The sequence below is a fragment of the Thalassotalea agariperforans genome (genome assembly GCF_053470345.1).
The window spans coordinates 59628-85284 of record NZ_JBQMWH010000014.1 but is presented as its reverse complement, the minus strand read 5'-3'; the positions used below and the strand labels follow the sequence as shown (position 1 = coordinate 85284).

Genomic DNA, 25657 nt, shown 5'->3' with positions numbered 1-25657 from the left:
TTAATTTGAAGTCCAATACTTGGACTAAACAATAAACTTAATTTGAAGTCCAATACTTGGACTAAACAATAAACTTAATTTGAAGTCCAATACTTGGACTAAACAATAAACTTAATTTGAAGTCCAACACTTGGACTAAACAATAAACTTAATTTGAAGTCCAACACTTGGACTAAACAATAAACTGAATTTGCAGTCCAACACTTGGACTAAATAAAACTGGATAATTAGCTGTGTTGGAATAAAAAAGTAAAATAGAGTGAATGGAAGTATTCAATTGTAATTGTTAGGAAATATAAATTTAGTCAGACAATATGTGATTATATTTTTAATTCGTAGTATATTATGTGCAAACGCTTATAAAAATAACGCCCATGAGTTTAATTGATCTAAAATTTACTAATTTGCCACCGCCATTGATTACTTTAGGAGACTGCTTACCGCAGGATCTTATTTTTGCAATGGAAAATTTAAATTTAAAAAATAATGAAAGGGTGCTGCTATCAGCAATTTTGACAGTACTTTCAAGTGACCGATTTGATCACGGTTATTGTAATGCCGAAGCTATAGCTGAAAAGTTAAATAGGAAAGTTGTTACGGTTAGGCAGACATTAAAAAAATTAGTAGAAAAGTCTGTTTTTATAGAGTTAGGTTGTAATGTCCATGAATCGAAGAAACGCTATGCATCATTATTTAAACTAAATATTGATTATTTAAATAGTAATTCGTTGCCTGCACAACCGGATCAAATTTCTTTGTCTTTACAAGAAAATAAAGCGTTAAGTGTTAGTGATAAAATTGAGTACGGTTTAGCAGATGATTTAGTCTGTTTATTTTTATTTACGGCACTGGAATATAATTCTAAAAGTACCTCAAAACGAAAAGAAACTACTGTATATATTAATGATGAACCAATTAAGGTAACTGTTACCACAACTAATAATGAACGTATTGCCAGAATTAACGACTTACGTTATTACATGGCTTTATTATCCTTAGTGGAAAGAACAATTGAATATAGGATTAACGCTGCCAATGTAAATGCAGATTTATTATCAGATGTAAAAAGTACCTTATTTGATTTTTTCGAAGTTGATATATTAAAAGCAATGGGGAAGGGCGTTGGCTCAGGCGAACGTAATAATTTAAAAATTTCAATGAACCGTTTAAGTGGTACTGAATTTTTTATTGAAAATGCTAATACACAAGCTATGAAAGAAATGGGCTTAGATGAATACGAGCTAAACGTTATTCACTTTAAGATCAGAGAGTATAAGTTAACAACAGATAAGCGAGTTGCTTATCGACTTGAGTTTGAGCAACGATTGATTAATCGAATTTATCAATATTTAATTAATAATCAACGACCTTTTTCAAAAATAGATATGCGATTAATGAGTGAAACCAACTCGTTACGAATCGCGTTTTCAATTTGGTGTTCACATCAAAGTATTGGGGGAGGGCGTTATTATAGCTGGCAAGTGATTAAAGATAAAATTGCTCCGTCTTACTCAATGAAACAGTTTAAACAAGCCATGTCTGATATTTTGGCAAAAGCGGCTGTTAACGATTCTTCCGGAAACCCTTGTGTTACTTGGCTTGAAGACAAAAAAATTATTCATCAGTGCTCATCTGAAATTAACGAAGCGTCAATAATTTATTCTGAAGAGTTAGGTTTTTATATTGCTAGAACGTCAACACATAAGAACTATTTAGAGATGATCCGCGATTCTCGTACAAATCGCTTTTTAAACTTTTGATCCACATTAAATCCATAAATATAAAAATATAACTCGTTTAATGGCGCTTGTGTCGCCATCTTGATTAATAAATATTCTGTTTATTATTTTTATGTGGATGTAAAACAGGGCTAGATAATTTTTTAAAAAAAGTTGTATTAAGTCAAAAATAGAAAATTTTCAGCTGATTAACACCATAACTTAATTGCATGTAAATAATGCTTATCTTGATAAAAATTTGTATACGAACTTGCTTTATTTTGCCTGCTAGAGGCGGAAAGTGGGGGGAAGTATTACTTTAAATTTATAGAAAATCCGTATGTTAAAGAGTTATTAGACATGTTTTTAATAGATAAATGAAACAATAACTCTTTATTTATTTGAATAATCGCGCAATGAACGCAGATGGTAGTAAGGCTGTGTTATTTCATGAAACACAAACTCGTATGTTTGGGCGAAATAATTACTCAAACGCTGCGGTAAATTTTCCATTACTACGGATATAGAGCACTGATTCATTGTTGGCCCTTATATGGTGAGTAAATGTGCCTGCGGAGCTAACAAAACTGCCAGGTAATAAATGGGTCGGTTCAGGGGTTTCCAAAGATTGATAATTAAGATCACCTTGAATAATAACAACCTTGTAATCACTGGCATTAGTGTCAATTTTTCCTGATTTTCCTTTTGGTAATTTTAGTAAATAACCTTGGGTATGTTCTGTTGTGCTTTTTTGCCAAAGCGGTGAAATTTCAATATTTTTCCCTTTAATAATGGCTGATTGCTCTTCTTGTAGCCAAACTAAATTAGATGCATGAATATTGATTGGCCGTTCGCCATTATCAAAATGTTGATCTGACGGTTGAACTAAATATGGCCCTTCATCTATTTCAAGATAAATTAAGTTGGTTAAACCACTAGCTGCGGTTATATGGTTTTCACCAGCCGGCTGTGTCCAGAAAGAAGTTACTGGTAGCCACAAATTTTCTGCGGTCGGATCATCATTATGCATCAGTCCTTGGATCACAATTCCACGATAAGAAATGTTGTGGATATGAGGTGGTGACAAAAAGCCTTTATTAAACTTTACTAACATACCCGTCGCGATATTTTTTGTACGGTCTCCCCAAAGATCTGTGGCACCTGGGCTTTTATCGCCTCGTAGTGGATTTAGGTAGCCCCATTTTAACGTTTCTGTTGTAAGAACTTTAGATTGTTTTACTATTGCATGGGCTGATAATGTTGGTGCAGCAAGTAATAACGAGCATAGAATTACTGAGTTAAAATTTATTTTCATAAAGAAAATTTCCTAAATTTGGTGTTATCAATTAGTAATAGTTGATGTTGAATGTGCTGAACCTAGTTGCCATAACGCAACTAAGTTCAGGCTATTTTTTATTTATACTGAAACAACTATTTTGCCCATGGCTTGTCCACTAGCTAAACGATCATGTGCTTTGCCTATTTCGGTTAAGTCGAATTCATGATCATCAAGTATTGGTGTTAACCCGCCTGCTTCAACTATTGTCGTTAACGCTTTTAATATTTCGGCATGCTCATGGCGGCGGAAATTGTGAAGCATTGGAATAAGCATAAAGACAACATGTAAAGATAAACCTTTAAAGTGAGCTGTTGTTAAATCAAGTTCTACCATTGATACGGTTGTGGCAACATGGCCATTTAAAGCTGCTGCGTCAAAAGAATTTGTCATATTGGTACCACCAACAGAGTCAAACACTATGTCAAAACCAGCGCCATCCGTATGCTGTTTTACATAGTTTTCAACAGACTCAGTTCGGTAGTTAATTGGTGTTGCACCTAATTGTTCAATCAGTGCTAATTGTGGTTCACCACCGCCAGTTGAAAAAACGTTAGCACCAAAATAGCGGGCTAGTTGTAATGCAATATGGCCAACACCACCAGAGCCACCATGAACAAGTACATTTTGACCTGATTTAATACCTGCTCGTTGTAAACCTTCATAAGCTGTTATAGCAACTAAAGGTAATGCCGCAGCTTCACGCATTGAAATGTTTTTAGGTTTTAAAGCAAGTAAGTTTATATCGGCTACAATGTATTGCGCTAAAGTTCCGGGTAAATCAGCTAAACCACCGGCACAGCCGTATACTTCATCACCAATTTTGTATTCGGTAACATCGTCACCAACTTCTTCGATAACACCTGCAAAATCCATCCCTAATAGAGCTGGAGTTGCTGGAGATAGTGGTAAATCAGCCCCCATTTGGCGGATCATGGTATCAACCGTATTAACACTGGTTGCCATAATTTTTACAAGTACATGTCCAGGTTTTACTTGCGGCTTAGGTATGTCTGCTAGTTCAAAGACATCTGAGTTGCCAAAGGTATTTACTATCATTGCTTTCATTATTTTCTCCTAAGCTATTGATTAAATAACTTGTTGTGTTTATTCACTAACTTGAGTATTAGTTAGTTTGAGTTTGAGTTTGAGTTTGTGTTGAATTTCATTTATTACCGTAATTATTGACGCATTTTTTTGAGCACTCAGTGCATCAGGATGAGGTTGCGCCCACTGACCTATATCGTTATCGAAATAGCTACCGGATATTGGTAAAAAATCAGTACTAAGTGCTAACTGAACAAGAATGTCAGCACCTATAGTTAAATCTTTACCTTCAGAGCCATAGGCTTCTTTTACCATCTTGCTTCCTAAGAATGAGGCTGGATTTACGGCAATTAGTGTTGGAGCATTAGCACCAAGTGTTTTTGCTAATTGAAAAGTCCACATAAGGAGCGCTAACTTACTTTGGGCATAGGCTGCGCCATCTGTTAGTTTTTGTTCGCCTCGTAACGCGGCTAAATTGACACTTGCCTGCGCGGCTGAAGATACGTTAACTATACGGCTGCTTTTACTTAACAAAGGAAGAAGCTTGGTAGTTAATAGATACGGAGCAATCGTATTAACAACAAAGCGGGCATCATAGCCTTCGTCTGTTATTGGCTGCGGTGTTTTAAAAACACCGGCATTGTTAATAAGAACATCAATATGATGGTATTGCTGTGTAATGGTATTTGCTAAAAGCTCTACTTCTGATAAATGACTTAAATCGGCATGATAAGTGTCAATAATGGCTCTATGGTTTAATTGCGTTAGCGCGTTTTTTACATAGGTTAACTTTGCAATATTGCGACCGTGCAATAATACAGTGTGACCAAGAGAGACAAGCTTTTTGGCTGTTTCAAAACCAATGCCGTCGGTTGCACCTGTTAATAAAATTGTTTGTTTCATTTCGTTAAATCCTTTAATTGAAGCTCGGTAGCACATGTTCAGCGATATTTTTTAGCGTTGATTCGATGTTGGCTTGGTTAAAACGTAGGTTTAATGCCACATGATTTACGCCAATTTCTTGTCGTGATATAAGATATTGACGAAGTTGGTTAATACCTAACTTGAACCCTAAATGAATTGGTTGCGGTCTACTGTTGGGATCGTCGGTAATATCTATATACAGAGGTTCCATAATTGGTTTGGATAACTCTGTTTCAGTATTGTTTTTTCTAATTTGTTGAATAAATTGAGCCTGTAATGCATGCGGTTTTGGATAAGTGATCCATCCGTCGCCATGTTGCGCTAACCAATCAGGTGTTTGCTGTGAAGCGCCAGTGATAAGCAAAGGTAAGCGGCCAGTCGTTGGTTTAGGTAACAGATCAATACCGCGGCTAATGTCCCCAAATGTATTGGTAAATTCAGGTGTTTTTAGCGCTAACTGACGAAGGTAATGATAACTTTCACGAAATAATTTGCCGCGTTCTTGGTAATTGACAGCCATAGCAGGGTATTCTTCAGGGCGGTCGCCACTGGCAATACCTAAAATTAATCTACCGTTAGAAAGTATATCTACTGATGCTGCAGCTTTAGCTACGTGCACAGGGTGTCGTAAAGGTAGGATTAAACTTGCAACACCTAAAGCAATGTTAGATGTTTGTCCGGCTAGTAAGCCAAGGTAAACAAAGGGGTCGAAAATCTGCCCGACATCACCGAACGACGGGACATTAAATGGCACGTCTCTTAACCATACGGCTTTAAAGCCCAACTGCTCTGCTAGTTGTACTCTAGCTAAACTTTCTTGCATGTTTGGTAGTGAATTAATGCTGTAGTGCTCAATAGGAGCAACCAAGCCAATTGAAAGCTTTCCAGGCTGAAACACGGCATTGTAGCCGGAGTTTAATCGGGGAAATGTTGTTCTTTCATTTATACCTTGGGCTAACATTTTACTTTCCTACCTGTTAGGGCGACACAAAAACACACAGTTTTATTGCAATAAATTTTTGATGGAGGCAATTAATGAAATCCATCAAGTTGTACTGCTGTAAATTATTTATGTATGAAGTATATAGTTGTTGATTTTGCATATAAATAACGTATAAAAGGAATCATAATTCGGTTTTTGAATATAATTGATGGACACAAACGGACTAAGATTATTTGTTATGGCGGCTGATATGCTAAATATTAGTGCGGCAGGGCGAAAGTTAGGGCTAGCTCCCTCAGTGGCGAGTGCACGATTATCTAAGCTAGAGCTGCAAGTAGGAGCCGATCTCTTTCATCGTTCGACAAGAAAAGTTGCATTATCGATTGAAGGGGCTGAATTTCTCCCTTTTGCACGAGAAATCATTGCACAAGAAGATGCCGCGTTAGCGGCGCTTGGGCTTGGTAACCCAAATGTCTCGGGAACGTTAAAGTTCGCATGTTCTAGCACTTTTGCACAGCTGTTTATTGCGCCAATTTTACCGGAGTTTCTAGAACGATATCCGGATGTTAATGTTGAACTTAAACTGTCTGATACGCAAACCAGCTTGATTGAAGGTGGCTTTGATCTGGCATTACGTAATTATGCTGTTGAGGACAGTAGCCTGATTGGTCGACGGTTAGCTAAAGATACACGAATTTTATGTGCATCACCTGCTTATCTTGCAACATACGGGACACCTCAGCAGCCAGATGACTTAATAAATCATCGTATGTTAACTTTTGGAAATGTAAAACGAAGAAAACTCAATTCAATAGCGAAAAACCATAGTGCCTTTTTTCCGCCATTAGGGGGGAAACCTAGGGTTGACTGTGATGATGGTGCTAGCATGCGTGTTGCTGCCAAGGCGGGAGTGGGGGTTTGCATGAGTTCTATCTGGAATATTTCCAATGAATTAAAGGAAGGTAGTTTAGTTAGAGTATTGCCTGACTATGAAATTGAAGATCAATCAGCTATTTGGTTGGTGTATCCCAAATCCAATGTATTAACGGCTAAAGTACGAGTATTTATTGATTTTTTAATTGAAAAAATTGGTAGCCCGCCGATTTGGGAAACTTAATATCGTTAGTTTTGTTATTAATTTTAAAAAAGTCTCCGTTGATTACTTCAATAGCAATTTAGGGGGGGAGGATATTAGAAAAGCGCGACTCATCCAAGGATAAGTCGCTTTCATTAGCTATGTATTATTACTTTTCTCGTGCTTGGTAAGCTCGCCAGCCTTTAAATTGACTAATGTCTTGTCCTAAGTCTTTAGCATAGCCTTCTGCAATAAAGCCCGATAGGTATTTTCCTGACGCTAACTCAACTTTACCTATACCTAAGGGCTGTGCAATACCGGCTACAAACGAACCAAATTCAGCGATAGGTAATGACCAAACTTCAACAGCAAAAGCGACACCATTTTCTTCATCTCGGATCATTGCTGGTCGTTCTACTTTACCTGGCACAGCATACATGCGGTAAGCGGTGGCTGTTTCGGTGACTTGCTTTAATATGGCTCCTCTAGTGGTTAATTGATGATTTAGCACCATGCCTGATAAGTGTGCCCCACAAACGACGACATCAATATAACCTTCGCTGTTCGCAAGGCTACTTTCAGTGGTTTGGTAAGCATTATTTGTTGCGCCTAATGGTAATTTCGTCGTCTCTTGAATGCGTTTAGCAAGGGTGAGTAGTTTTTGATCTGTCATTGCGTCACTAAATAAAGTAATGCCAAAAGGCATGTTGTTTTTAGTAAAACTTGTGGGTACGGCAACTGCTGAAAAGTCTAAAAGATTCATAAAATTAGTGTAGTAGCCTAATTGTGAATTACGAGCTATAGGCTCTTCTTCAATCTCTGCTATGGTAAAATGACGACCAGCCGTTGGAGTTACAACGACATCAACACTATGTACCAATTTATCGGCTAGTTTTTTCAATGTTTGTAATTTATACATGGCTGAAAAGCAATCGGTCGCTTTAGGGGTAGCGCCACCAGAGATGATAGTACGAGTAACGTCCATCATGGCTTCTGGCTTATTGACTAGAATATCTTGTGTTGCTAAATATCGCTCTGCCACCCAAGGACCTTCATATAGTAACTGCGCTGCATCTAACATCGGAGAAAAATCTATTTCAACCATACTCCCGCCCATCGCAGTTAATTGCTCTATCGCAGAAGTAAAGGCTTGCTGATAATCTTCATCGCCAAAAAATTCTAGTTGTTCTTTTAAAGGAACTGCAAAAGTAAACTCTGAAGAAAGTGCAACACAACCTTGATTTGTTAACGGGTTAGTACGAGAGAAGCAGTCCGTTTCGTCATAATCTGCCGCAATAGAAAATACCGTACGAGCATCATCTGCGGTTAAGCTGAAAATACTAATACAATCAATGCTCTTACATGCAGGTACAAGACCGGTATTTGAAAGTAAACCTTTACTTGGCTTTAAACCCACTAGGTTATTAAAGCAAGCAGGAACTCTACCTGAGCCGGCAGTATCTGTGCCTAAGGCAAACGAAACGACACCTGCAGCTGTAGCGACAGCAGAGCCAGAACTAGAGCCTCCCGAAATATAGTTTTTATTAAAAGAATTTGGTGTAGAGCCGTAAGGCGAGCGGGTTCCAACTAAACCTGTAGCAAATTGATCAAGATTGGTTTTACCTAAAGGTATGGCACCAGCATTGATTAGTAATTCAACCACATGTGCAGACTTTTCGGGGACATAACTAAACGCTGGGCAAGCAGCCGTGGTTGGTATGCCAGCTAAGTCAATATTATCTTTAATTGCAAATGGTATCCCCCACAACGGACAATCTTCCGGTGACTTTTGTAACAAGTTATCAAGGTAAGGCTGTAATTCGCTTTCTGATAATAAGTGGATCCAAACATTGTCTAATTTTTGCGATGCTTCGCGTAACTGTGTAAACACCGTTGCAGGAGAGACTTTCCCTTCTTGATACGCTTTTTTTAATACTGGAATTGATAAATTCATATAACTTCTCACTATATTTCTTGTTTTTTTAGAATCGCAAGGGGTTGTCCTGCATGAACTTGTTGTCCTGCTTCTACAAGTATTTTTACCACTCGAGCTGACTCTGGGGTAGAAATACCAATTTCCATTTTCATTGATTCTAAAATAATTAAGCTTTCGCCTGAGCCAAGTAAATCACCTTCACTTGCTTCTACTAACCAAACACTGCCCGCAGCTGAAGATTCAATAACAAATTCTCCTGCTTCTAAAACAAGTTCCGACTCATCTTGTGCGGTTTCCACCTCTGCTTGATAATCTAGTTGGCCAGTGTTTTTCCAATCAGACATTTCTTGTTCAAATGCACGCTCTCGTTGCTCTACGAATTTATCAATATCGCGTTGTTGTTTAGTCCATTCTTTGGCTAAATCTGGCATTGAAATAATGCTTTCTTCAATTTTGGGTTGCCATTTGCCAATGGGGAAGTCAGCTCGAATGATTTCAAGTTCTTCATTAGAAACGGGGTAAAATTTAATTTGATCAAATAAACGTAATAACCATGGTTTATCAAATACGTCTGTTTGGCGATAGCGATTCCACATTTGGGCTGTACGGCCGACAAATTGATAACCCCCTGGACCTTCCATGCCGTATACACACATATACGCACCACCAATACCTACTGAGTTTTCTGCTGTCCAGGTTCGTGCCGGATTATATTTAGTGGTTACTAGGCGGTGGCATGGGTCAAGCGGTGTCGCTACCGGCGCTCCCAAATAAACATCACCTAAACCAAGTACTAAATAATTAGCATCAAAAACAATGTTTTTAACGGCTTCAATATCGGCTAAGCCATTAATGCGACGTATAAATTCAAGGTTTGAAGGACACCAAGGTGCATCTTTTCTAACCGATTGGATATACTTTTCGATAGCGAGTTGGCAAGCTTTATCATCCCAGCTTAACGGCAGGTGAACGATGCGAGAGTTAAAACTTAACTGGCTAGTATCACCGAGTTCAACATCTAACACTTTCACGCGGGCGATAATGTCTTGTACCGAAACTAACAAGCTATCGTAATGAATTTGTAAAGATCGAATACCTGGCGTTAACTCTAGCAATCCTTTAATGTTGTCTTGTTTAACCGATTCTAATAAGGCTTGTACACGTGCACGTAGCGCTAAATCAAGCACCAATTCACCATACTCCACTAACAAGAATTTATCGCCAGCTTGCCTAAATACGAGATCTGGCTCGCCATCATCTGTGACTAAGGTATCAATGATAGGAGTACTTTCATGGCTTAGTGTTATTGGCGCATAATCAATTTTTTGTGGTGTCAGTGTTGATAACTGTGCTAGTTGTGCTTTTTCTATTGCTTTGGCAGTGCTTAAATCGACAACTTCAAAACTTAATTTATCTCCCGCTTTAAGTTGCCCCAATTTCCAAAGGTCTGCCGAAATAACAGTGAAAGGACAAACAAAACCACCTAAACTTGGCCCGTCTGGTCCTAATATAACAGGCATATCACCAGTAAAATCTACCGTACCGAAGGCATAAGCATTGTCATGAATATTGGAAGGATGAAGTCCGGCTTCACCACCACTTTCTCTCGCCCATTCTGGTTTAGGACCAATTAAGCGAATGCCTGTTCGGCTTGAGTTATAATGTATTTCCCACTGATGTTGGTTAATGGTTTTGATATCGTCTTGGGTGAAAAAGTCAGGCGCGCCATGAGGACCATAAACAACACGCACTTGCCAATGGTTGGTTAGTGGTGCAGTAATCGAGCTGATGTTTGCTAGCAGAGGTTGCTTAACTTTGGTTCTGTTCTCAGTCAGCGCTAAAAAGTCACCTGTTCGTAAGGCGCGGCCACAGTGACCACCAAATTTCCCGAGGGTAAAGGTACTTTTACTGCCTAAATAATCAGGGCATTGAATACCACCCAATATCGCCATATAAGCACGAGCGCCTTTAGCTTTAACCTCTCCAACACTTAATGTTTGACCGGCTTTAATATCAATGATGGTATTCATCGCACAAGCGTTACCATCAAGCGAAATGGCAATTTCAGCACCACATATAACCACTTGCGTATCGGTATAAAACTGTAAAGTAGGGCCTGCAATGGTAATTTCTAAGCCGGCTGCTTCTTGGGCATTATTTAATAAACGATTGGCCAAATTAAAAGAATAAAAGTCAAAAGGACCTGAAGGTGGTACACCTATATCCCAATAGCCTGAACGAGCAGGGTAATCTTGAATAGTGGTCATGGTGCCAGGTTTAATGACTTCAAAGCCATTATATGTTGCTGATAAGGTATTTAGTGTTTGGGTGAAAACTTTACCTTGTTGAAAAAGTTCCGTTTCTAAAATTTGGCGCACATAATCAACGTTAGTAGCAATACCATATAATTCAGTTTGAGCTAGGTTTTTATTAAGTCCTTTGCGAGCAAGTTCTCTGTCGTTCGCATGCACGATCACTTTCGCAAGCATAGGGTCAAAAAAAGGTGAAACTTCTAAGCCTGCTTCAATCCAATGGTCAATACGTAAATTTTCATTATCAAATTGACCGGTTTCAGGCCAATTTACTTGTGTTAATAATCCTGCTGAAGGCTGAAAGTTTTTCACTGGGTTTTCAGCATAAATTCGTGCTTGAATGGCGTGTCCCTTAGCTGTTAAGTTTGCTATGGGTGTTAAATCAGCTTTGTCTTCAAAAGCAACTTTTAACATCCATTCAACCAAGTCAATATTAAAGCAGGCTTCTGTTATACCGTGCTCTACTTGTAAGCGAGTGTTCACTTCCAAAAAGTAAAACTCTTCCGATACATCGTCGTATATGTATTCAACGGTACCTGCGTTTAGGTAGTTAATTGATGTCATCAGCTGCTTGGCGGTAGCAAACATTTTATCGCGAACATCATCCGATAAATTCGGCGCAGGACATTCTTCAATAACTTTTTGATTACGGCGTTGGCTAGAGCAGTCTCGTTCACCTAAAGTGACGACTTGACCACAACCATTACCTAATACCTGAACTTCAATATGACGTGCTTTTTCAACAAATTTTTCCAGAAATACGCCATCATTTGAAAAGTTTTGTGCTCCTAAATATTTAACATTGGTGAATGCTTTTTCGAGTTGACTCTGGTCGTCACAACGTTGCATACCAATACCACCGCCACCAGCTGTGCTTTTTAGCATCACGGGATAACCGACTTGATTAGCAAAATTAATTACTTCATCGATATTTTCAAGTAACGGGCTACCGGGCACTAAAGGTACGCCTGCTGCTTCTGCGAGTTCACGCGCTTGATGTTTTAAACCAAAATCAACCATTTGTTTAGGTGTTGGACCAATGAAGCAAATGCCTGCTTGTGATAATTTTTCAGAAAAATCAGCATTTTCACTTAAAAATCCGTAACCCGGATGAATGGCTTGAGCACCCGATTCTTGTGCAATGCGGATAATTTTATCTTGGTTTAAATAGGTTTGTGCTGCAGTTCCTTCACCTAAGCTGAAGGATTCATCAGCTTGCCTAACGTGCAGTGATTCTCTATCGGCTTCAGCATAAACAGCAATGCTTTTAATACCGAGCTTTTTTAAAGTTCTTATAATTCGGCACGCAATGGCACCACGGTTAGCGATTAAAACAGTGTTAAACATACTATTTAGCCCTGAACGTTGCGGGTCGTCCCGCGAATAATAATAAGCAGTATGGTCGTCCTAACTGCTTTAAATTGAGTTATTGTTATTCAAACTTCACGATTGCTTTGAAATAACCCTAATTCCAAATCAATATTTCAACCGGCGTTGGGTTATAGGCATTACACGGGTTATTCAATTGTGGACAGTTTGAGATCAACATTATGGTGTCCATTAGTGCGGTTAACTCAACATATTTACCTGCGCCACTGATACCGTCAGCAAAACTTAATTTGCCGTCAGAAGTTACTGGCACATTCATAAAAAAGTTAATGTTATGGGTAATATCAGCTTTATTTAAACCAAGTTCTTCGTTTTCGGCTATGGCGAGTAACCAACTATCTCGACAAGCGTGCATGCATTTTTTTTCTAATGCATAACGCACGGTATTACTTTCGGTAGCGCATGCTCCTCCTAATGTGTCATGACGACCACAGGTATCGGCAACAATTTTTAGTAACGGATTACAATCATTAGTCATTAAAATTGTGCCTGCGGTTAGGTAAACATTTCCCTGCTCTCGAATGGTATCGATAGCGCTGTAACGCTCACTAACATCTTTCGCGCTATAAAATAGGGTGTCAGCTGCTTGATTACCTTCAAGATCAAGAATTCTTACCGTCTGGCCCTTTTTTATGGTTTTTAAATAATAGTCACCGGCATCGACAATATCGCGGACAATGGCATTTTCGGGTTGTAATTGGCTTGCTACAATCATGGCATTCTCCTTATAAGCCTAAATAATAAAGACGGTTATTTTCAAAGCCCCGTTGATTTTCTGGGCAGGCGTTTTTACAAAAGTCATCATCGCTGACAGGATCAGAAGTGAGAATTTGATATTCAATCGGCTTAAAAGGATAAGCAGTGACTGGGTTCATTGGGTGAGGGCAGGTATGAAGTAAGACGATTGTGTCCATTTCAAAACGTAACTCTATATAGTCTCCCGCCTTTGAAGCGTTAGCCTTAAATTCTAAATCACCTTCGTCATTTGGCGTTACACAACTGAAGAAATTTGTATTGGCGGCCAAGTCTTTTTTGCCTAAACCGTATTTAGTGGCTTCTACTAAAAAGGCATTATTACCATTTTGAAGCCATTGGTTTTGATCTTTTTGGTAACTCTGTTCGCCCCATTTTTTATCTACCATTTTTTGATTGCTGTTACCGCAAACCGTGTCATGCCAGCCAACGGAATCATCAACAATAGAACAGAAAATTCGTCCCATATCTGAATACAAACAATGCCCTTTAGTTAATTTAAAAGTATGCTGACATTTCAAGGTATCAGGAGCATTGTAGCGTTCAAGTAGGTTTTCAGGGTTGTAAAACAATGCTGCTACATTGGCACCGCCCTCAAGATCAATTAATTTTAAACTAGTACCACGACGCATACGCATCGACCAATGTTTTCCCCCTGGGAGAATGTCTTTATATAAAATACGTTCTGACATGATTAATTTATTTCCATGTTTTCAATTGTCGTTTGAGCAGTTACTTTTGAGCTTTCGCAGGTAAGTGAAAGATCAAAAGTGATTTGAGCACCATAAGCGTTAGGTGCTTGTGGATCGTGGCGTATTTTGTCAAATACCCACAATCGTGAACCCAATTCAAAACCTTCTTTAATATCGTGGGTGACCATAAAGATGGTTAAGTTGTTTTTTTGCCAAATATCACGAATAAGCTCATGCATGTCAGCTCGAATACCCGGATCTAAAGCGCCAAAGGGTTCGTCTAATAATAAAATTTTAGGAGACTTCATTAACGCTTGTGCTATTGCCAAACGTTGTTGCATACCGCCGGAAAGTTCGTGCGGATATTTATCGATAGCAGCACTTAAGCCAACAGCATCAACAAATTCCATTGCTTTTGTTTTTAGCTGTTTTTTTGTTTTACCAAACGTCCAACCTAGCCATTTAGCTTGCGAAAATTCATCAGCAATCATGACATTTTGTAAAACAGTTAAATGCGGAAATACTGAATATTTTTGGAATACAATGCCGCGGTCTTCATCGGGTTCTTGTATTAATGGTTGTCCTTCTAAAGTAATTTTTCCCTTAGAAGGCGACTCTTTACCTAATAACATATTAAGGAAAGTTGATTTACCACAGCCGGAAGCGCCTACCATGGAAATAAATTCGCCTTGTTCAACGTTCTTGCTTAAACGCTCAAGCACTAGGTTGTCGCCATAAGACTTATGTACATTTTCAACGGTTAAAAAACTCATATTTATTCCTTATTTGTCATTTTCAGTGGCGTGATACCAAGGGAACGCAACATGAGATAGTTTTTTAAGTGCAAAATCCATCGCAAATGCAAGAATGGTGATCCAAATTACATAAGGGAAAATCACATCCATTGACATATAACGTCTGACTAAGAAAATTCGGTAGCCTAAACCTTCTTGGGCGGCAATTGCTTCAGCTGCTATTAAAAATAACCAAGCAGAGCCTAGTGATAACCGCATAGAAGCTAATAATCGCGGTAAAATTTGGGGTAAGACAACACGAATAGAGACTAACCAAGTAGAAGCACCTAAGGTTTGCGCTTTAATTAATTGCTCTGCAGGTAATTGCAAAACTCTCGATTGCATGTCTCTTATAATAACGGGTGCTGTTCCGATAATAATTAACATCACTTTAGCAAGCTCACCTAAGCCAAAAGTGATAAATAAAATCGGCAAAATCGCCATGGGCGGAATGAGTGAAATGATCGTAACGATAGGAGATAAATTAGCCCTAGCAAGCGGGATCATTCCTGTTAGTAAGCCAATGATTAAGGCGGAGCTTGCACTAATTAAAATACCTAAACTTATGCGATACAAACTTGCGCTGGTATCTTCCCAAAAAATATATTTTCCAGTGCGCTTATCTTCATTAAAGGCTAAACGATCAACAGCACTACTTATTTGGGTAAAGCTTGGTAATAGTTTGTCATTAGGGTTTTCCGCCAATCGGGCATTGGAGGCATTCCAATAAATAAATAACGCAGCAATAAATGGCACGATACTCAAAAAAATGGCTAAAGGTTTGCTTGGTGTGAAGTTCATTAATCGTTTCATTCACTGATCACCTTGAGGTTTGATTTATATTGGAAACTACGACGTAAGTTTACAATCTGAACAGGGCGTTAAATGCCATGTTCAGATTGAAACTTGAGGGAAAAAGCTTAAAGCTTTCCGTCTGCAGCCATTTCCATAAAGCTAGGATTGAAACGTAATTTTATATTTTTCTTGTCGCCAACAATGCCAGCTGGTGTTTCAATACCTATAAATGTTGAATCAGCGGCACCTTCGCCTAATAAACCATGTTTGAATGAAAACTTAGCAATGTATTCCATTGTTTTAGGTAGTTGTTTGCTGTTCGTAAATTCAACAGCCGATGCTGGAGTGTAAAACATTTTAGTGGTTGCAAGTTGGGCTTCGTAACCGGCTAAATCAGTACCTGAAGCAATCGCCATTTCGGTTAATACGTTTTTGTCAGCTTGCATTTTGTCCATTATTTCATACCAGGCGCCTACTAACGCTTTACCTAATTTAGGGTTTTGAGCTAGGGTTTCAGTATTTACCACTAATAAATCAATAATTTCACCAGAGATGTTAGAAGAGTTGTAGACCGCGGTAGATTTAGGCATTGCGGTGATTTCGGATAACAACGGGTTCCAAGTGACAACTGACGTTACATCAGCAGTTGTATACGCTGCAACCATATCTGCATCTGAAGTGTTAACTACGGTGACATCTCTTTCAGACATACCGACACTTTCTAAACCGCGGGCTAACAAGTAATGAGAAACACTCAGTTCAACAAGATTAACTTTTTGTCCTTTAATCTCTTTTAGTGAGGTTGCATTTTTTAAAACAATTCCGTCATTACCGTTAGAGAAATCACCAACAATTAATGCGGTACTATCAACAAAGCTTGCTGATGGAATGGTTAACGCATCCATATTGGTCATAGTACAAGCATCAAATTGACCTGCGGTGTATTGGTTAATTGATTCGATGTAATCGTTGATTTGCACAATATCTATTTCAATATTGTATTTATCGGCCCACTTTTTTACGATGCCTGAACTGTCACCATAATCCCACGGCATCCAACCAACATATATTGACCAACATACTGAAAATTTATCTTTTGCAAAGGCACTCGTAGAGGTGAAGGAAGTTAATAAGGTAAGTGCGAGTATAGCGATTTTTAGGTTTTTCATATTATACATCTCCAAGGTTTATACGGTTTTTGGGCGCACGAGGTTCAATAACTGACCTCCCGGGCTTTTATCCCTCCGTGTAACCTATTGCAGATGCAACTTGTATTAAAATAATACAATGCCAGGTTGATAACTCTTGGTCCAGACATTCAAATAACAGACTGTTATGCTGTTATCAGAATCGGAACCCTAGATATCCATTTGGCTTTAACTTAGTTCAATAGTATTGAACTCTCGCTTAATTATTAATAGGCATAATTTAGACCAACTTTAAAAAACGCTATCCAAGCCCCCATGTAATATAGAGGCTATTGCTTATCCAACCGTTGTTTTATTGCGCTTGAACTCGAGCAGTTATTGCAATTTTAGTGCAATTAAATTTGAAAAAGCACCATACCTGTGCAAATGGTTTGCTACTTTTAGTGTTTATTTCTAAATTAATAATTAGCGTTTTTTTAAGTGATTGATTCTGCCATTTCTAATAATACTTGTTTAAACACTGCTTGTGGTTGAGCACCGGTAAGAGCACTTGTGCGGTTAAAAACCACCGTAGGCACGCTACTTACTCCCATTTGTTGCCATTGTACAATTGATAATTTTACTTTGTTTTTTAGCTCGTTATTAGCGAGGGCTGCTTTCGCTTGTGCTGCGCTAATGCCAACGGTTTCTGCTTCTTGTATTAAAGTATTACGATCTGAAATATCTTTCTGCTCAGTAAAAAAAGCGCTGAATAAACGCATTTTAAGCTCTGTTTTTTTCCCTAACTGGTGGGCATAATCGAGTAAAATATGTGCGTCTAAAGTATTTACTATTTTCATGTCATCAAAATAGTTAAAGCTAAAGCCATACTGTGCTCCAGCTTGGGTAATATTCTCTCTAGCACGATCACTGTCAGCTCTGCTTGAACCATATTTTCTAGCTACGTGGGCACGTAACTCTTCACCTTCAGGGGGCATATCAGGATTAAGTTCAAATGGTTGCCATTCAAGCTCAATTTTATCCTGCAGGTTTAATTCTTCTATCGCGGCAGTTAAATGCTTGTAACCAATAATGCACCAAGGGCAAACGACATCAGAAATGATATCTAACTTAATTTTTTTATTCATGTTGTTACTCTCTATAAAAACAATTTAAGTAAACATATTTACTGCTTACCCGTGAGTGCATGTATTTTTAACTATTGCTATATGTAGCAACATTATTCACTTTTCAATTTTTAGCACGTAAAAGTAAATTAAGCGTTGTGATCACAACGGTTGATTATTTTATTGTGATTTATGCCAAGAAAACTTTTCAAACATTGGGTCTACTGGTGTTTTAGCAAGATGATTAACATAATTGCTAATGACTTTTTGCGATAAACCAAGGATCACTTCTAAAACTTGCTTTTGCTGATAGCCAGCTGCAAAAAAAGCGGTTAATTGCGCTTCAGACACATTGCCTCTTGAGTTGACTACAGCCAAAGTAAAATCATGTAATGCTTGTAATTTATCTGTTGGCAAAGCTGTTTGGTTTCGTAGAGCTTCGGTTATAGCAGGGTCAACATTCATTGCGTGCGCGATTCCCGTATGTGCAGGAACACAATAACGACACTCATGCGCCACATTAATGGTTTGCCACACTACGGTCAGTTCTTCAGCATCAAATGATGTGGCTGTAAATAATTGATGCAATTGTTGATAGGCATTAAAAAGTTCAGGTGATTCCGCCATAACCGCATATAAACCAGGAATAGCCCCCATTTGTTGCTCTGCTTGCTCTAACATTTTTTTACTTTCTTGTGGCGCTGTAGCTACATTGTGGAAGGTAAAGTCGTTCATTATTTGCTCCAAGGTTCAATTCTTATTTCTAGTATTTAAGCAGTATAGATATAAATGAACGATCGTTCAATATTTATTTGAACGATTGCTCAAATAAATTGTTATGCGTTTAATTAGCTGTAAATAAAAGAATGCTCGGGTTTTGCGGCTAGGTAGAAAATAGTAACTAATGACGTTTACCTTTACTTAACCTTTATACAGCTTATAATTGAACGGTTGTTCAATACTTTATTTAGAGGAAACATGGCTAAAACTGCAAAATTTGATCGCCAAGAAGTCGTCAACAAAGCCACGGATCTTTATTGGAAGAAAGGCTTTCATGCCACTTCAATGCGTAATTTACAAGATGAAATTGATATGCGTCCGGGCAGTATTTATGCTGCTTTTGGTAATAAAGATGGCTTATTTAAAGAGGCTTTAAGAAATTACACGGATATGGCGCTTCAACTACTGCAACAATGCCAACAAACACATGCTTCACCCATTGCAGCATTGGAAGCATTTGTAAAAGCACAAGTTGTTGACACACAAAATACGGCACCTAATGGTATGTGTATGTTGGCAAAAACACTTGGCGAGCTAACCGAGGATAATCAAGATCTTATTGATATTACCAAAACGCATTTAGCTGAAATATCAACGGAATTTGTTAATTTAATTGAACAAGCACAACAGCTAAATGAAGTAGATAGCACTAAAAATGCACAAGATTTAGCAAATCACGTACAAATACAAATAGCCGGTTTACGCACGTTTGCTAAGATTAACCGGGATCAAGAACTGCTTTATCGTAAAATTGCCGAAATATTTCAACATTATCCGTTTTGATCTTGTTTTATACGCAATGGTATTAATCATTTACGCGTTAAAGTAATAAGTGGGTAAAAGAGGGTGTTTCGCGACTAAAGTCATAACAATGATGTCGCTAAATCCAATATAATACTTTTATATTTGATGAATAATAAATGGGTAATTGAATAATATGGCGAACCAAACAACCACGAATGCTCCAGTAAGTGTTTACACACTTGATGATTTGGCTAAGTTAACGGATTACTCTTTACTTAATAATCTTAACTGTGATCCTGATGCAACTGAAACCGGTGACGACTATCAGCCAAGACAAGTTTATTCGGGGCATTATGTACCAGTTAAGCCTACTCCAATTGCTGATCCTAAATATATCGCACACAGTGATACATTTTTTGCGGAATTAGGTTTTGATAACAGCCTAGCGCATACCGAAGACTTTGCTCGGTTATTTTCTGGTGATATGTCAGTTGTTCCCGAGCCGATGCAAGCTGTTGGCTGGGCTACGGGTTACGCGTTGTCGATATACGGTACTGAATACATTCAGCAATGTCCTTTTCGCACAGGAAATGGTTATGGTGATGGCCGTGCTATTTCGGTATATGAAGCCGTTATTAATGGCAAACGCTGGGAAATGCAGTTAAAAGGCGCAGGGCCAACACCTTACTGCCGAGGTGGCGATGGTAGAGCAGTATTGCGTTCAAGCATTCGAGAGTTTTTAGTGCAAGAACATATGCACGCGTTAGGTGTACCAACGTCTCGTTCATTATGCTTATTTGTTTCACAATCTGAACGCGCAAGCCGGCCTTGGTATTCTGAAGGTTCATATTCAACAAATCCTGATATTACGGTGGCTACTCCAGTTGCTATTTCAACGCGTGTTGCACCTTCGTTTTTGCGCGTAGGCCAACTTGAACTTTTTGGCCGTCGTGCTCGTTTTAATGTGCATTCGGACGCATTAGAAGAGTTAGAAATGATTGTGTTACATTTAATTGAGCGTGAATATGCAAATGATATCAATCACGAGCTACCACTTGCCGAAAAAATTGTGCAATTAGCCGCGGCATTTCGTGAGCGCTTAACCAGCCTGATCAGCCATTGGCTTAGAGTAGGTTATTGCCAAGGAAACTTTAATAGTGATAACTGTGCTTGCGGAGGTTACACACTCGACTATGGACCTTTTGGCTTTGTAGAGCGTTTTGAACCTTACTACCAACCTTGGACAGGTGGTGGCCAGCATTTTTCTTTTTTCAATCAAGGCGCAGCTGCCAAAACCAATTTCGAGATGTTTTGTAAGGCAGTACAGCCATTACTCTTGTCAGATCCTAAGGCGTTAGAAGCATTAGTACAGATAAATAATGAATTCGATTCGGTCATGAAAAACAAGAGTGAAACCATGTGGGCAGCTAAACTTGGCTTAAATACCTTTGAGCCCGAGCTGTTTGCTCAACTGGTAACCTTGATGGCAAAAACGTCGGTAGATTACACCATTTTCTTCCGTGAACTGTCGAATATGCCAAAGGACATTTCTGGCCTAAGCAAAAGCTTTTATGCAGCTCCGACCGATGACCTAAACGAACAATGGCAGCATTGGTTACAAAGTTGGCGAAGCTTGATGAACCCAAGTGGCGATATCGAAGAACAATCGCAAAAACAGCAAATCATGCAACAAAACAATCCTAAATACACCTGGCGAGAATGGCGCGTAGTTTCAGCATATCAAAATGCTCATAACGGTGACTTTTCCCTTGTTCATGAATTACAACAAGTACTAACTCAACCTTATAACGAGCAAGCAATAGAGGTTGAAAACAAATACTACTGCTTAAAACCCGCAGCCTTTTTTGACGCGGGAGGGGTGTCGCATTACAGCTGTTCTTCTTAAACAGAACGTGGTGTTGTACGTTAGTTATTAGACTTGATCATATTTTTAATAATGAGTCTTTTATGCTTTATAAAAATTGGATAAAAATCTTTAAATTAAAACCTAGGTTAATAAATTACATAATCGCGCGGATACATACCTATGTGGAGAAGGTATTATACCAATCAGTATAAGAAAGTGCTCGCTTAGCGAGAATAGAGGCAAGGCATTGATTGAAGAGAATGGTTATTCTCGGTAACTGCTCCTGTGTTACCCTAATGTCCATATCCATCTGAGAACCTTGTCAAAATCAATAACGCTGCATATAAGCCTTTAAAACTCGGCCTTTGGGAACGTGTATAGGCACCATGATAACTGCACAAAATTTATTGGATGTTGAATAACTATATTTTCACAAATTTTGTTTGTTCTAATGCCGCACATACCATTCTAAGTGAGCACTTCTTTATACGAATATTAGTCAGCATCTCCTATATTAACGGCGTCTAAGGCTAATTAGAAGGTAAGTAATGTGAATTAATAAAGTTGGTTAGCTTTTTAGCATTAGCATAATGCTGGTCGACACGTGGATGGTTACGGTAACCGGTAAAATCAAAGTTTAATGTCTTAATGAATAAGAAAGGGAGCTCTTGCTTTAATTCAGTTACTGCTTGTTTTATATAATCAGGCCAAGTGTTATTTTCTGTAACATCCATGCTACCCAGTGCACACACAAATTTGGCGTTTGGGTGTTTAGTGACTAGGCTTTTAATAAATTTTTTGTATTCTTGTATTATCTCTGCAGGGGAGGCCTTTAGTTTGTTTTCGCTATTGATTAGCCATGTATCATTTTGGCCTAAGTTAACAACAACGATGTCTGCTTGATACTGGCTGAAATCCCATTTCGAGTCGTTATTATTTTCTGCGGTAAGTTGGTCGTAATACTCTGGCATAATGAAATCAAACCAACTAACCATAAATCCAATGCCACTTTTGGCAATAGTATGATGTTGCGCGTTTAAGTTTCGGGCCGTGATTGAGGCATAAGATAAATAATGATTCTTTTCAGATACTTTGTCGTCTTTTGAATTATGAGCTGCTTCGTTCCCCATGCCGACAGTTACAGAATCACCATAAAATACCAATTTAAGGTTAGGGGCAGGGGAGAGAGGGAGTAGTTTTGCCTTTTTTTCTAAATCAATACCTAAAAATAGTGTACCGCCTTCCTCACCCTCCGTACGTTTGAATATTTTGATGTGATTCGTGGCGTTAGTGAGCATGTGACTTAAATCATAAGCTTGCTTTCCTTTTTCGGCAGCAAGTACATAAGGGTGATCACTCTTTCCATTAAAAATTACATTAAAGTAGTTCTTACCTTGTTGGTCATCTAGGTGAATAACTAACTTATTACCTGTAATCTTGAATTCTATTTGTGAACCAGGCCAGGTTAGAAATGGAGAGCTTGGTAAATGATCAATCCTACCAACGTATCGGATATTATTCGCGTCGGGACTCACAAACTCCGCAAACACAGAGAAACTGCATAGCAGAACAAGTATAGCTAAAAATTTAGATTTTATTGATATAGTGTAGCGGTTGTTATTTTTCATTATTGATCTTCTATTGTGTATTTAAATGGCTCAGCTGGAAGGTCTAAGTTGTTATATAGGTTAGCAGGAGTATTGTCTTGCCATGCATATCTCAAGTATTTAGGGTTTGATACTTTAGAGTTGAAGATTGTAACTTCATTTTTACCGCTTATTTTTGCTGATGCATTGATGAATATTTTGTCTTTTCCCGCTATTTCGAATCCAATTAGCTTGTCACCACGTAGCTCTAGACTGTGTTCTTGATTAAATGCTACTTTTACTTGATTATTAGTTACAGTAATACCTGTGACGGTAGGACCTCTATGAAAAATATTGTCAGGATAGGCTATGTTTTTTGCAGCAAGCCAAAGGCGTTTTCCGACATCCTGCTTGTTTCTAGGATGAATATCTTTAGCATCTCCTATATCCAAAGTAACAGCCATTCCCGTATTTGGTAATTCCAGCGCTTTGGCTTGAGCATAGCGTAAATTAGCCCATTCGCTTTCGTAAGGTACTTCTTGAATGTCTTTCCAACTTGATAGTTGAGCAAAAACAAATGGAAAATTGCCTATATTCCATTTTTTCCGCCAGCTACTTATCATATCTTGAAAGAGAATTGTATAGTCATCTGGTCGATCAGTATTACTCTCTCCTTGATACCACAAAGCTCCTTTGATTGGGTATTGGGTTAAAGGGTGGATCATGGCGTTATATAAAACTGATGGCCACCAACTTATTCGTTCAACGGTTGGGATGCTGGGCTCAATGTTATTTGAATAATACCAATTGCCGGAAAGGTCTTGTTTTGCTTCGTTTAGTTTTAACCATGTTTCATCTTTTTTACCTACAATAACTTGGTTGTCCCAACTATTGACTACTCTTAATGTAATAACGTTAGTTCCAACCTGTAACAGTTCAGGAGAAATGATGTATGGTTTTATGGAGTCCTCCCAGTTTTTATAAACGATTTGTTTACCGTTAATAAATATGTGGGCAATTTGGTTTAACTCTCCAAATGAAATTGTGGCAGTATTTGGAATTGATTGGATATTAAAGGTTCGCTTCAACCATACAACGTCTTCTATTGGTTGACTAAATGGAACTTCAACAGTAGGCCACTTCGAATAATCATAATCATTGGATGGTATCTTTAAGGTCTTAATACCTTGGTTACTTTTAATAATCTCCCATTTTAATTGTTCATTTATCCCTCTTTGTTTAATTCGTTCGTTTCTGTCTTGAGGGTTGTCTTTGAAGTCTTTTGCTATGTTCTTATAGCCGTTGTGTTTTAGCAATGCTTCAATGGGACTCCAAGCTTCAGCGGGAGTGCCACCAACATTACTTTCTATTATTCCAATTGGAATTTGAGTGTTTCTGTTGGCGTGCTTAGCAAAAAACCAAGCCACGGCAGAAAAATCACCAACAGTATCTGGAGACGCAATTCGCCAACCGGTCCCTTCAATGTCATCAGAGGGGGAAACTAGGACTTTAGTGTTTGTTTTATAAAATCGGATGTTAGGGAAGTCACTATCTATGATTTCTTGCTGGTAATTGTCAATTTTCCAACTCACTTTCCACTCCATATTGGATTGCCCTGATGCAACCCATACATCTCCTATTAATAAGTTATGGAAATATAGAGTCTTCTCCTTGCTTTCAATGTAGAGAGTATATGGGCCTCCTTGAGATTGAGCTGGAAATTCGGTCTTCCAAAAACCGCTTTCATCAGCTTTGATATCTGATTTTAATGAGGCGAACTTAACGCTGATAATGGCGTCACTTTCTGCTTGCCCCCATATTTTTATAGGCTGGTTCCGTTGTAGAACCATGTTGTCACCGAACAAACCGTGAACTTTAAGCTCAGCTGCAGTTACCCCCTGAAATAAAAGCATATTAATTAATAGTAGATATAAACTAATTTGTTTCATGATTAGTCCTTGCTTTAATAGTTACGTTATCTAATTGATAAATTGCGCCTTGTTGATTGTTTCCCCAAGTAGGAAATAACACAACAGGAGATACAATATTGTTTAAATTTAAAGGTGTTGCATTTGATTCAATACCACCGGTAAGAGCAGTTAAATATTCAATATCAACAGTATAGGTCTGCCAAACACCAAGTTCTGGAGTATGGCCTTCGTTACTTTTGTTTAGAGCTACATCACCAGTGCCACATGGCCAACCACAATCGACTTTATAATACCAATTGGCGTTTGGGCTATTATTAGGTTGTTTGATCAGCTTAAAGTCAAAAGAAATAACTCCTCTTGAATAAGCGCTTAAGTCCATAATGAAATTGGGCTTTAACTTACTGACTGATTGATCACCGGCGAACACATATTGAAGTACGTTGCCTCTTGTGTCGTCAGTATTAACAATCTCTTGTGTAATATTTGTGCTTCTTGGTTGATGCCAGTCGGTAATCTTCTCAGAAAATAAATCTATTGTTTTAGCTATTGAAGTTGTATTGCCTAAAGTGTAACTAAATGGTGGAGCAGGGATACCTTCTGCATTGCCTAAGTTACTGTTTTCAAAGTTACTACAAGAGTTAGCTACCAACCATCTACCACCGTCAACATCAAAATTAGGCTCTTTCAGGCGATTAGCATTGTTCATCTTCATATCTTGATAGAAAATTCTAATGACCTCGTCATTTGCGTTAGCCATCCAATAGGAACTGTTATCCATTTC

General features: G+C 38.4%; 20 protein-coding genes and 1 riboswitch. Of the genes, 4 read left to right on the top strand and 16 right to left on the bottom strand.

Annotated features, from left to right (window positions below; genetic code table 11):
- Positions 1-461 precede the first annotated feature (461 nt).
- Positions 462-1760 (top strand): hypothetical protein, encoded by a 1299-nt coding sequence (locus tag ACSLUO_RS15145; RefSeq protein ID WP_448249738.1) that lies wholly within the window; start codon positions 462-464, stop codon positions 1758-1760.
- A gap of 442 nt (positions 1761-2202) precedes the next feature.
- Here the strand turns inward: ACSLUO_RS15145 and ACSLUO_RS15140 are convergent, their stop codons facing one another.
- The 4 genes from ACSLUO_RS15140 to ACSLUO_RS15125 form a co-directional block, all read right to left on the bottom strand.
- Entirely contained in the window at positions 2203-3033 is an 831-nt protein-coding gene (locus tag ACSLUO_RS15140; protein ID WP_448249737.1) for a DUF4437 domain-containing protein, read from the bottom strand.
- Positions 3034-3135: 102 nt separating this feature from the next.
- The gene (locus ACSLUO_RS15135) at positions 3136-4122 is read right to left on the bottom strand and encodes a zinc-dependent alcohol dehydrogenase family protein (RefSeq protein ID WP_448249736.1); all 987 of its coding nucleotides are present in this window, start codon (positions 4120-4122) and stop codon (positions 3136-3138) included.
- Between the two features lie 39 nt (positions 4123-4161).
- Positions 4162-5004 carry an SDR family NAD(P)-dependent oxidoreductase gene (locus ACSLUO_RS15130; protein WP_448249734.1) on the bottom strand — a complete coding sequence of 281 codons (843 nt, stop codon included), beginning with the start codon at positions 5002-5004 and terminating at the stop codon, positions 4162-4164.
- Positions 5005-5017: 13 nt separating this feature from the next.
- Positions 5018-5986, bottom strand: coding sequence for an LLM class oxidoreductase (locus ACSLUO_RS15125; protein WP_448249732.1), 969 nt, complete (start codon positions 5984-5986; stop codon positions 5018-5020).
- A 190-nt stretch (positions 5987-6176) separates the two neighbouring features.
- Here ACSLUO_RS15125 and ACSLUO_RS15120 point away from each other — a divergent pair, with 190 nt between their 5' ends.
- Entirely contained in the window at positions 6177-7085 is a 909-nt protein-coding gene (locus ACSLUO_RS15120; protein ID WP_448249731.1) for a LysR family transcriptional regulator, read from the top strand.
- 127 nt (positions 7086-7212) lie between these two features.
- Here ACSLUO_RS15120 and atzF read toward each other — a convergent pair whose 3' ends face one another.
- The 9 genes from atzF to ACSLUO_RS15075 form a co-directional block, all read right to left on the bottom strand.
- The gene (gene atzF, locus ACSLUO_RS15115; protein WP_448249729.1) at positions 7213-8997 is read right to left on the bottom strand and encodes an allophanate hydrolase; all 1785 of its coding nucleotides are present in this window, start codon (positions 8995-8997) and stop codon (positions 7213-7215) included.
- Positions 8998-9008: 11 nt separating this feature from the next.
- Positions 9009-12638, bottom strand: a complete 3630-nt coding sequence (uca, locus tag ACSLUO_RS15110; protein WP_448249727.1) for an urea carboxylase — start codon at positions 12636-12638, stop codon at positions 9009-9011.
- Between the two features lie 118 nt (positions 12639-12756).
- On the bottom strand, positions 12757-13395 hold the full coding sequence (locus ACSLUO_RS15105) for an urea amidolyase associated protein UAAP2 (RefSeq protein WP_448249725.1): 639 nt from the start codon (positions 13393-13395) through the stop codon (positions 12757-12759).
- 10 nt (positions 13396-13405) lie between these two features.
- Entirely contained in the window at positions 13406-14125 is a 720-nt protein-coding gene (locus ACSLUO_RS15100; protein WP_448249724.1) for an urea amidolyase associated protein UAAP1, read from the bottom strand.
- Positions 14126-14127: 2 nt separating this feature from the next.
- On the bottom strand, positions 14128-14898 hold the full coding sequence (locus ACSLUO_RS15095) for an ABC transporter ATP-binding protein (RefSeq protein ID WP_448249723.1): 771 nt from the start codon (positions 14896-14898) through the stop codon (positions 14128-14130).
- Positions 14899-14907: 9 nt separating this feature from the next.
- Complete coding sequence (locus ACSLUO_RS15090) at positions 14908-15732, bottom strand: ABC transporter permease (RefSeq protein WP_448249722.1); 825 nt, start codon at positions 15730-15732, stop codon at positions 14908-14910.
- 107 nt (positions 15733-15839) lie between these two features.
- Entirely contained in the window at positions 15840-16883 is a 1044-nt protein-coding gene (locus tag ACSLUO_RS15085; RefSeq protein ID WP_448249721.1) for a putative urea ABC transporter substrate-binding protein, read from the bottom strand.
- A gap of 54 nt (positions 16884-16937) precedes the next feature.
- A riboswitch (guanidine-I (ykkC/yxkD leader) is annotated at positions 16938-17087 on the bottom strand.
- Between the two features lie 251 nt (positions 17088-17338).
- Complete coding sequence (locus ACSLUO_RS15080; protein ID WP_448249720.1) at positions 17339-17989, bottom strand: DsbA family oxidoreductase; 651 nt, start codon at positions 17987-17989, stop codon at positions 17339-17341.
- Positions 17990-18148: 159 nt separating this feature from the next.
- A complete protein-coding gene (locus ACSLUO_RS15075) occupies positions 18149-18703 on the bottom strand; it encodes a carboxymuconolactone decarboxylase family protein (protein ID WP_448249719.1) in 555 nt (184 codons plus the stop codon).
- A gap of 243 nt (positions 18704-18946) precedes the next feature.
- On the opposite strand from ACSLUO_RS15075, the gene ACSLUO_RS15070 reads away from it, so the two are divergent.
- Positions 18947-19531 carry a TetR/AcrR family transcriptional regulator gene (locus ACSLUO_RS15070; RefSeq protein ID WP_448249718.1) on the top strand — a complete coding sequence of 195 codons (585 nt, stop codon included), beginning with the start codon at positions 18947-18949 and terminating at the stop codon, positions 19529-19531.
- Between the two features lie 154 nt (positions 19532-19685).
- On the top strand, positions 19686-21398 hold the full coding sequence (locus tag ACSLUO_RS15065; protein WP_448249716.1) for a protein adenylyltransferase SelO family protein: 1713 nt from the start codon (positions 19686-19688) through the stop codon (positions 21396-21398).
- 491 nt (positions 21399-21889) lie between these two features.
- Here ACSLUO_RS15065 and ACSLUO_RS15060 read toward each other — a convergent pair whose 3' ends face one another.
- Genes ACSLUO_RS15060 through ACSLUO_RS15050 form a run of 3 tightly spaced genes read right to left on the bottom strand, consistent with a single transcriptional unit; the run spans position 21890 to position 25654 of the window.
- Entirely contained in the window at positions 21890-22987 is a 1098-nt protein-coding gene (locus tag ACSLUO_RS15060) for a GDSL-type esterase/lipase family protein (RefSeq protein ID WP_448249714.1), read from the bottom strand.
- A complete protein-coding gene (locus ACSLUO_RS15055; RefSeq protein ID WP_448249712.1) occupies positions 22987-24894 on the bottom strand; it encodes a sialate O-acetylesterase in 1908 nt (635 codons plus the stop codon). The genes ACSLUO_RS15060 and ACSLUO_RS15055 overlap by 1 nt, the downstream gene beginning before the upstream one ends.
- Positions 24881-25654, bottom strand: a complete 774-nt coding sequence (locus ACSLUO_RS15050) for a hypothetical protein (protein ID WP_448249711.1) — start codon at positions 25652-25654, stop codon at positions 24881-24883. Before ACSLUO_RS15050 ends, ACSLUO_RS15055 begins: the two co-directional genes overlap by 14 nt.
- Positions 25655-25657: the final 3 nt, after the last annotated feature.

Excerpts from the sequence above, each read along its gene's own strand:
- ACSLUO_RS15145 (WP_448249738.1), top strand. The coding sequence starts at position 462 with ATGGAAAATTTAAATTTAAAAAATAATGAAAGGGTGCTGCTATCAGCA.
- ACSLUO_RS15140 (WP_448249737.1), bottom strand. The coding sequence starts at position 3,033 with ATGAAAATAAATTTTAACTCAGTAATTCTATGCTCGTTATTACTTGCT.
- ACSLUO_RS15135 (WP_448249736.1), bottom strand. The coding sequence starts at position 4,122 with ATGAAAGCAATGATAGTAAATACCTTTGGCAACTCAGATGTCTTTGAA.
- ACSLUO_RS15130 (WP_448249734.1), bottom strand. The coding sequence starts at position 5,004 with ATGAAACAAACAATTTTATTAACAGGTGCAACCGACGGCATTGGTTTT.
- ACSLUO_RS15125 (WP_448249732.1), bottom strand. The coding sequence starts at position 5,986 with ATGTTAGCCCAAGGTATAAATGAAAGAACAACATTTCCCCGATTAAAC.
- ACSLUO_RS15120 (WP_448249731.1), top strand. The coding sequence starts at position 6,177 with ATGGACACAAACGGACTAAGATTATTTGTTATGGCGGCTGATATGCTA.
- atzF (WP_448249729.1), bottom strand. The coding sequence starts at position 8,997 with ATGAATTTATCAATTCCAGTATTAAAAAAAGCGTATCAAGAAGGGAAA.
- uca (WP_448249727.1), bottom strand. The coding sequence starts at position 12,638 with ATGTTTAACACTGTTTTAATCGCTAACCGTGGTGCCATTGCGTGCCGA.
- ACSLUO_RS15105 (WP_448249725.1), bottom strand. The coding sequence starts at position 13,395 with ATGATTGTAGCAAGCCAATTACAACCCGAAAATGCCATTGTCCGCGAT.
- ACSLUO_RS15100 (WP_448249724.1), bottom strand. The coding sequence starts at position 14,125 with ATGTCAGAACGTATTTTATATAAAGACATTCTCCCAGGGGGAAAACAT.
- ACSLUO_RS15095 (WP_448249723.1), bottom strand. The coding sequence starts at position 14,898 with ATGAGTTTTTTAACCGTTGAAAATGTACATAAGTCTTATGGCGACAAC.
- ACSLUO_RS15090 (WP_448249722.1), bottom strand. The coding sequence starts at position 15,732 with ATGAAACGATTAATGAACTTCACACCAAGCAAACCTTTAGCCATTTTT.
- ACSLUO_RS15085 (WP_448249721.1), bottom strand. The coding sequence starts at position 16,883 with ATGAAAAACCTAAAAATCGCTATACTCGCACTTACCTTATTAACTTCC.
- ACSLUO_RS15080 (WP_448249720.1), bottom strand. The coding sequence starts at position 17,989 with ATGAATAAAAAAATTAAGTTAGATATCATTTCTGATGTCGTTTGCCCT.
- ACSLUO_RS15075 (WP_448249719.1), bottom strand. The coding sequence starts at position 18,703 with ATGAACGACTTTACCTTCCACAATGTAGCTACAGCGCCACAAGAAAGT.
- ACSLUO_RS15070 (WP_448249718.1), top strand. The coding sequence starts at position 18,947 with ATGGCTAAAACTGCAAAATTTGATCGCCAAGAAGTCGTCAACAAAGCC.
- ACSLUO_RS15065 (WP_448249716.1), top strand. The coding sequence starts at position 19,686 with ATGGCGAACCAAACAACCACGAATGCTCCAGTAAGTGTTTACACACTT.
- ACSLUO_RS15060 (WP_448249714.1), bottom strand. The coding sequence starts at position 22,987 with ATGAAAAATAACAACCGCTACACTATATCAATAAAATCTAAATTTTTA.
- ACSLUO_RS15055 (WP_448249712.1), bottom strand. The coding sequence starts at position 24,894 with ATGAAACAAATTAGTTTATATCTACTATTAATTAATATGCTTTTATTT.
- ACSLUO_RS15050 (WP_448249711.1), bottom strand. The coding sequence starts at position 25,654 with ATGGATAACAGTTCCTATTGGATGGCTAACGCAAATGACGAGGTCATT.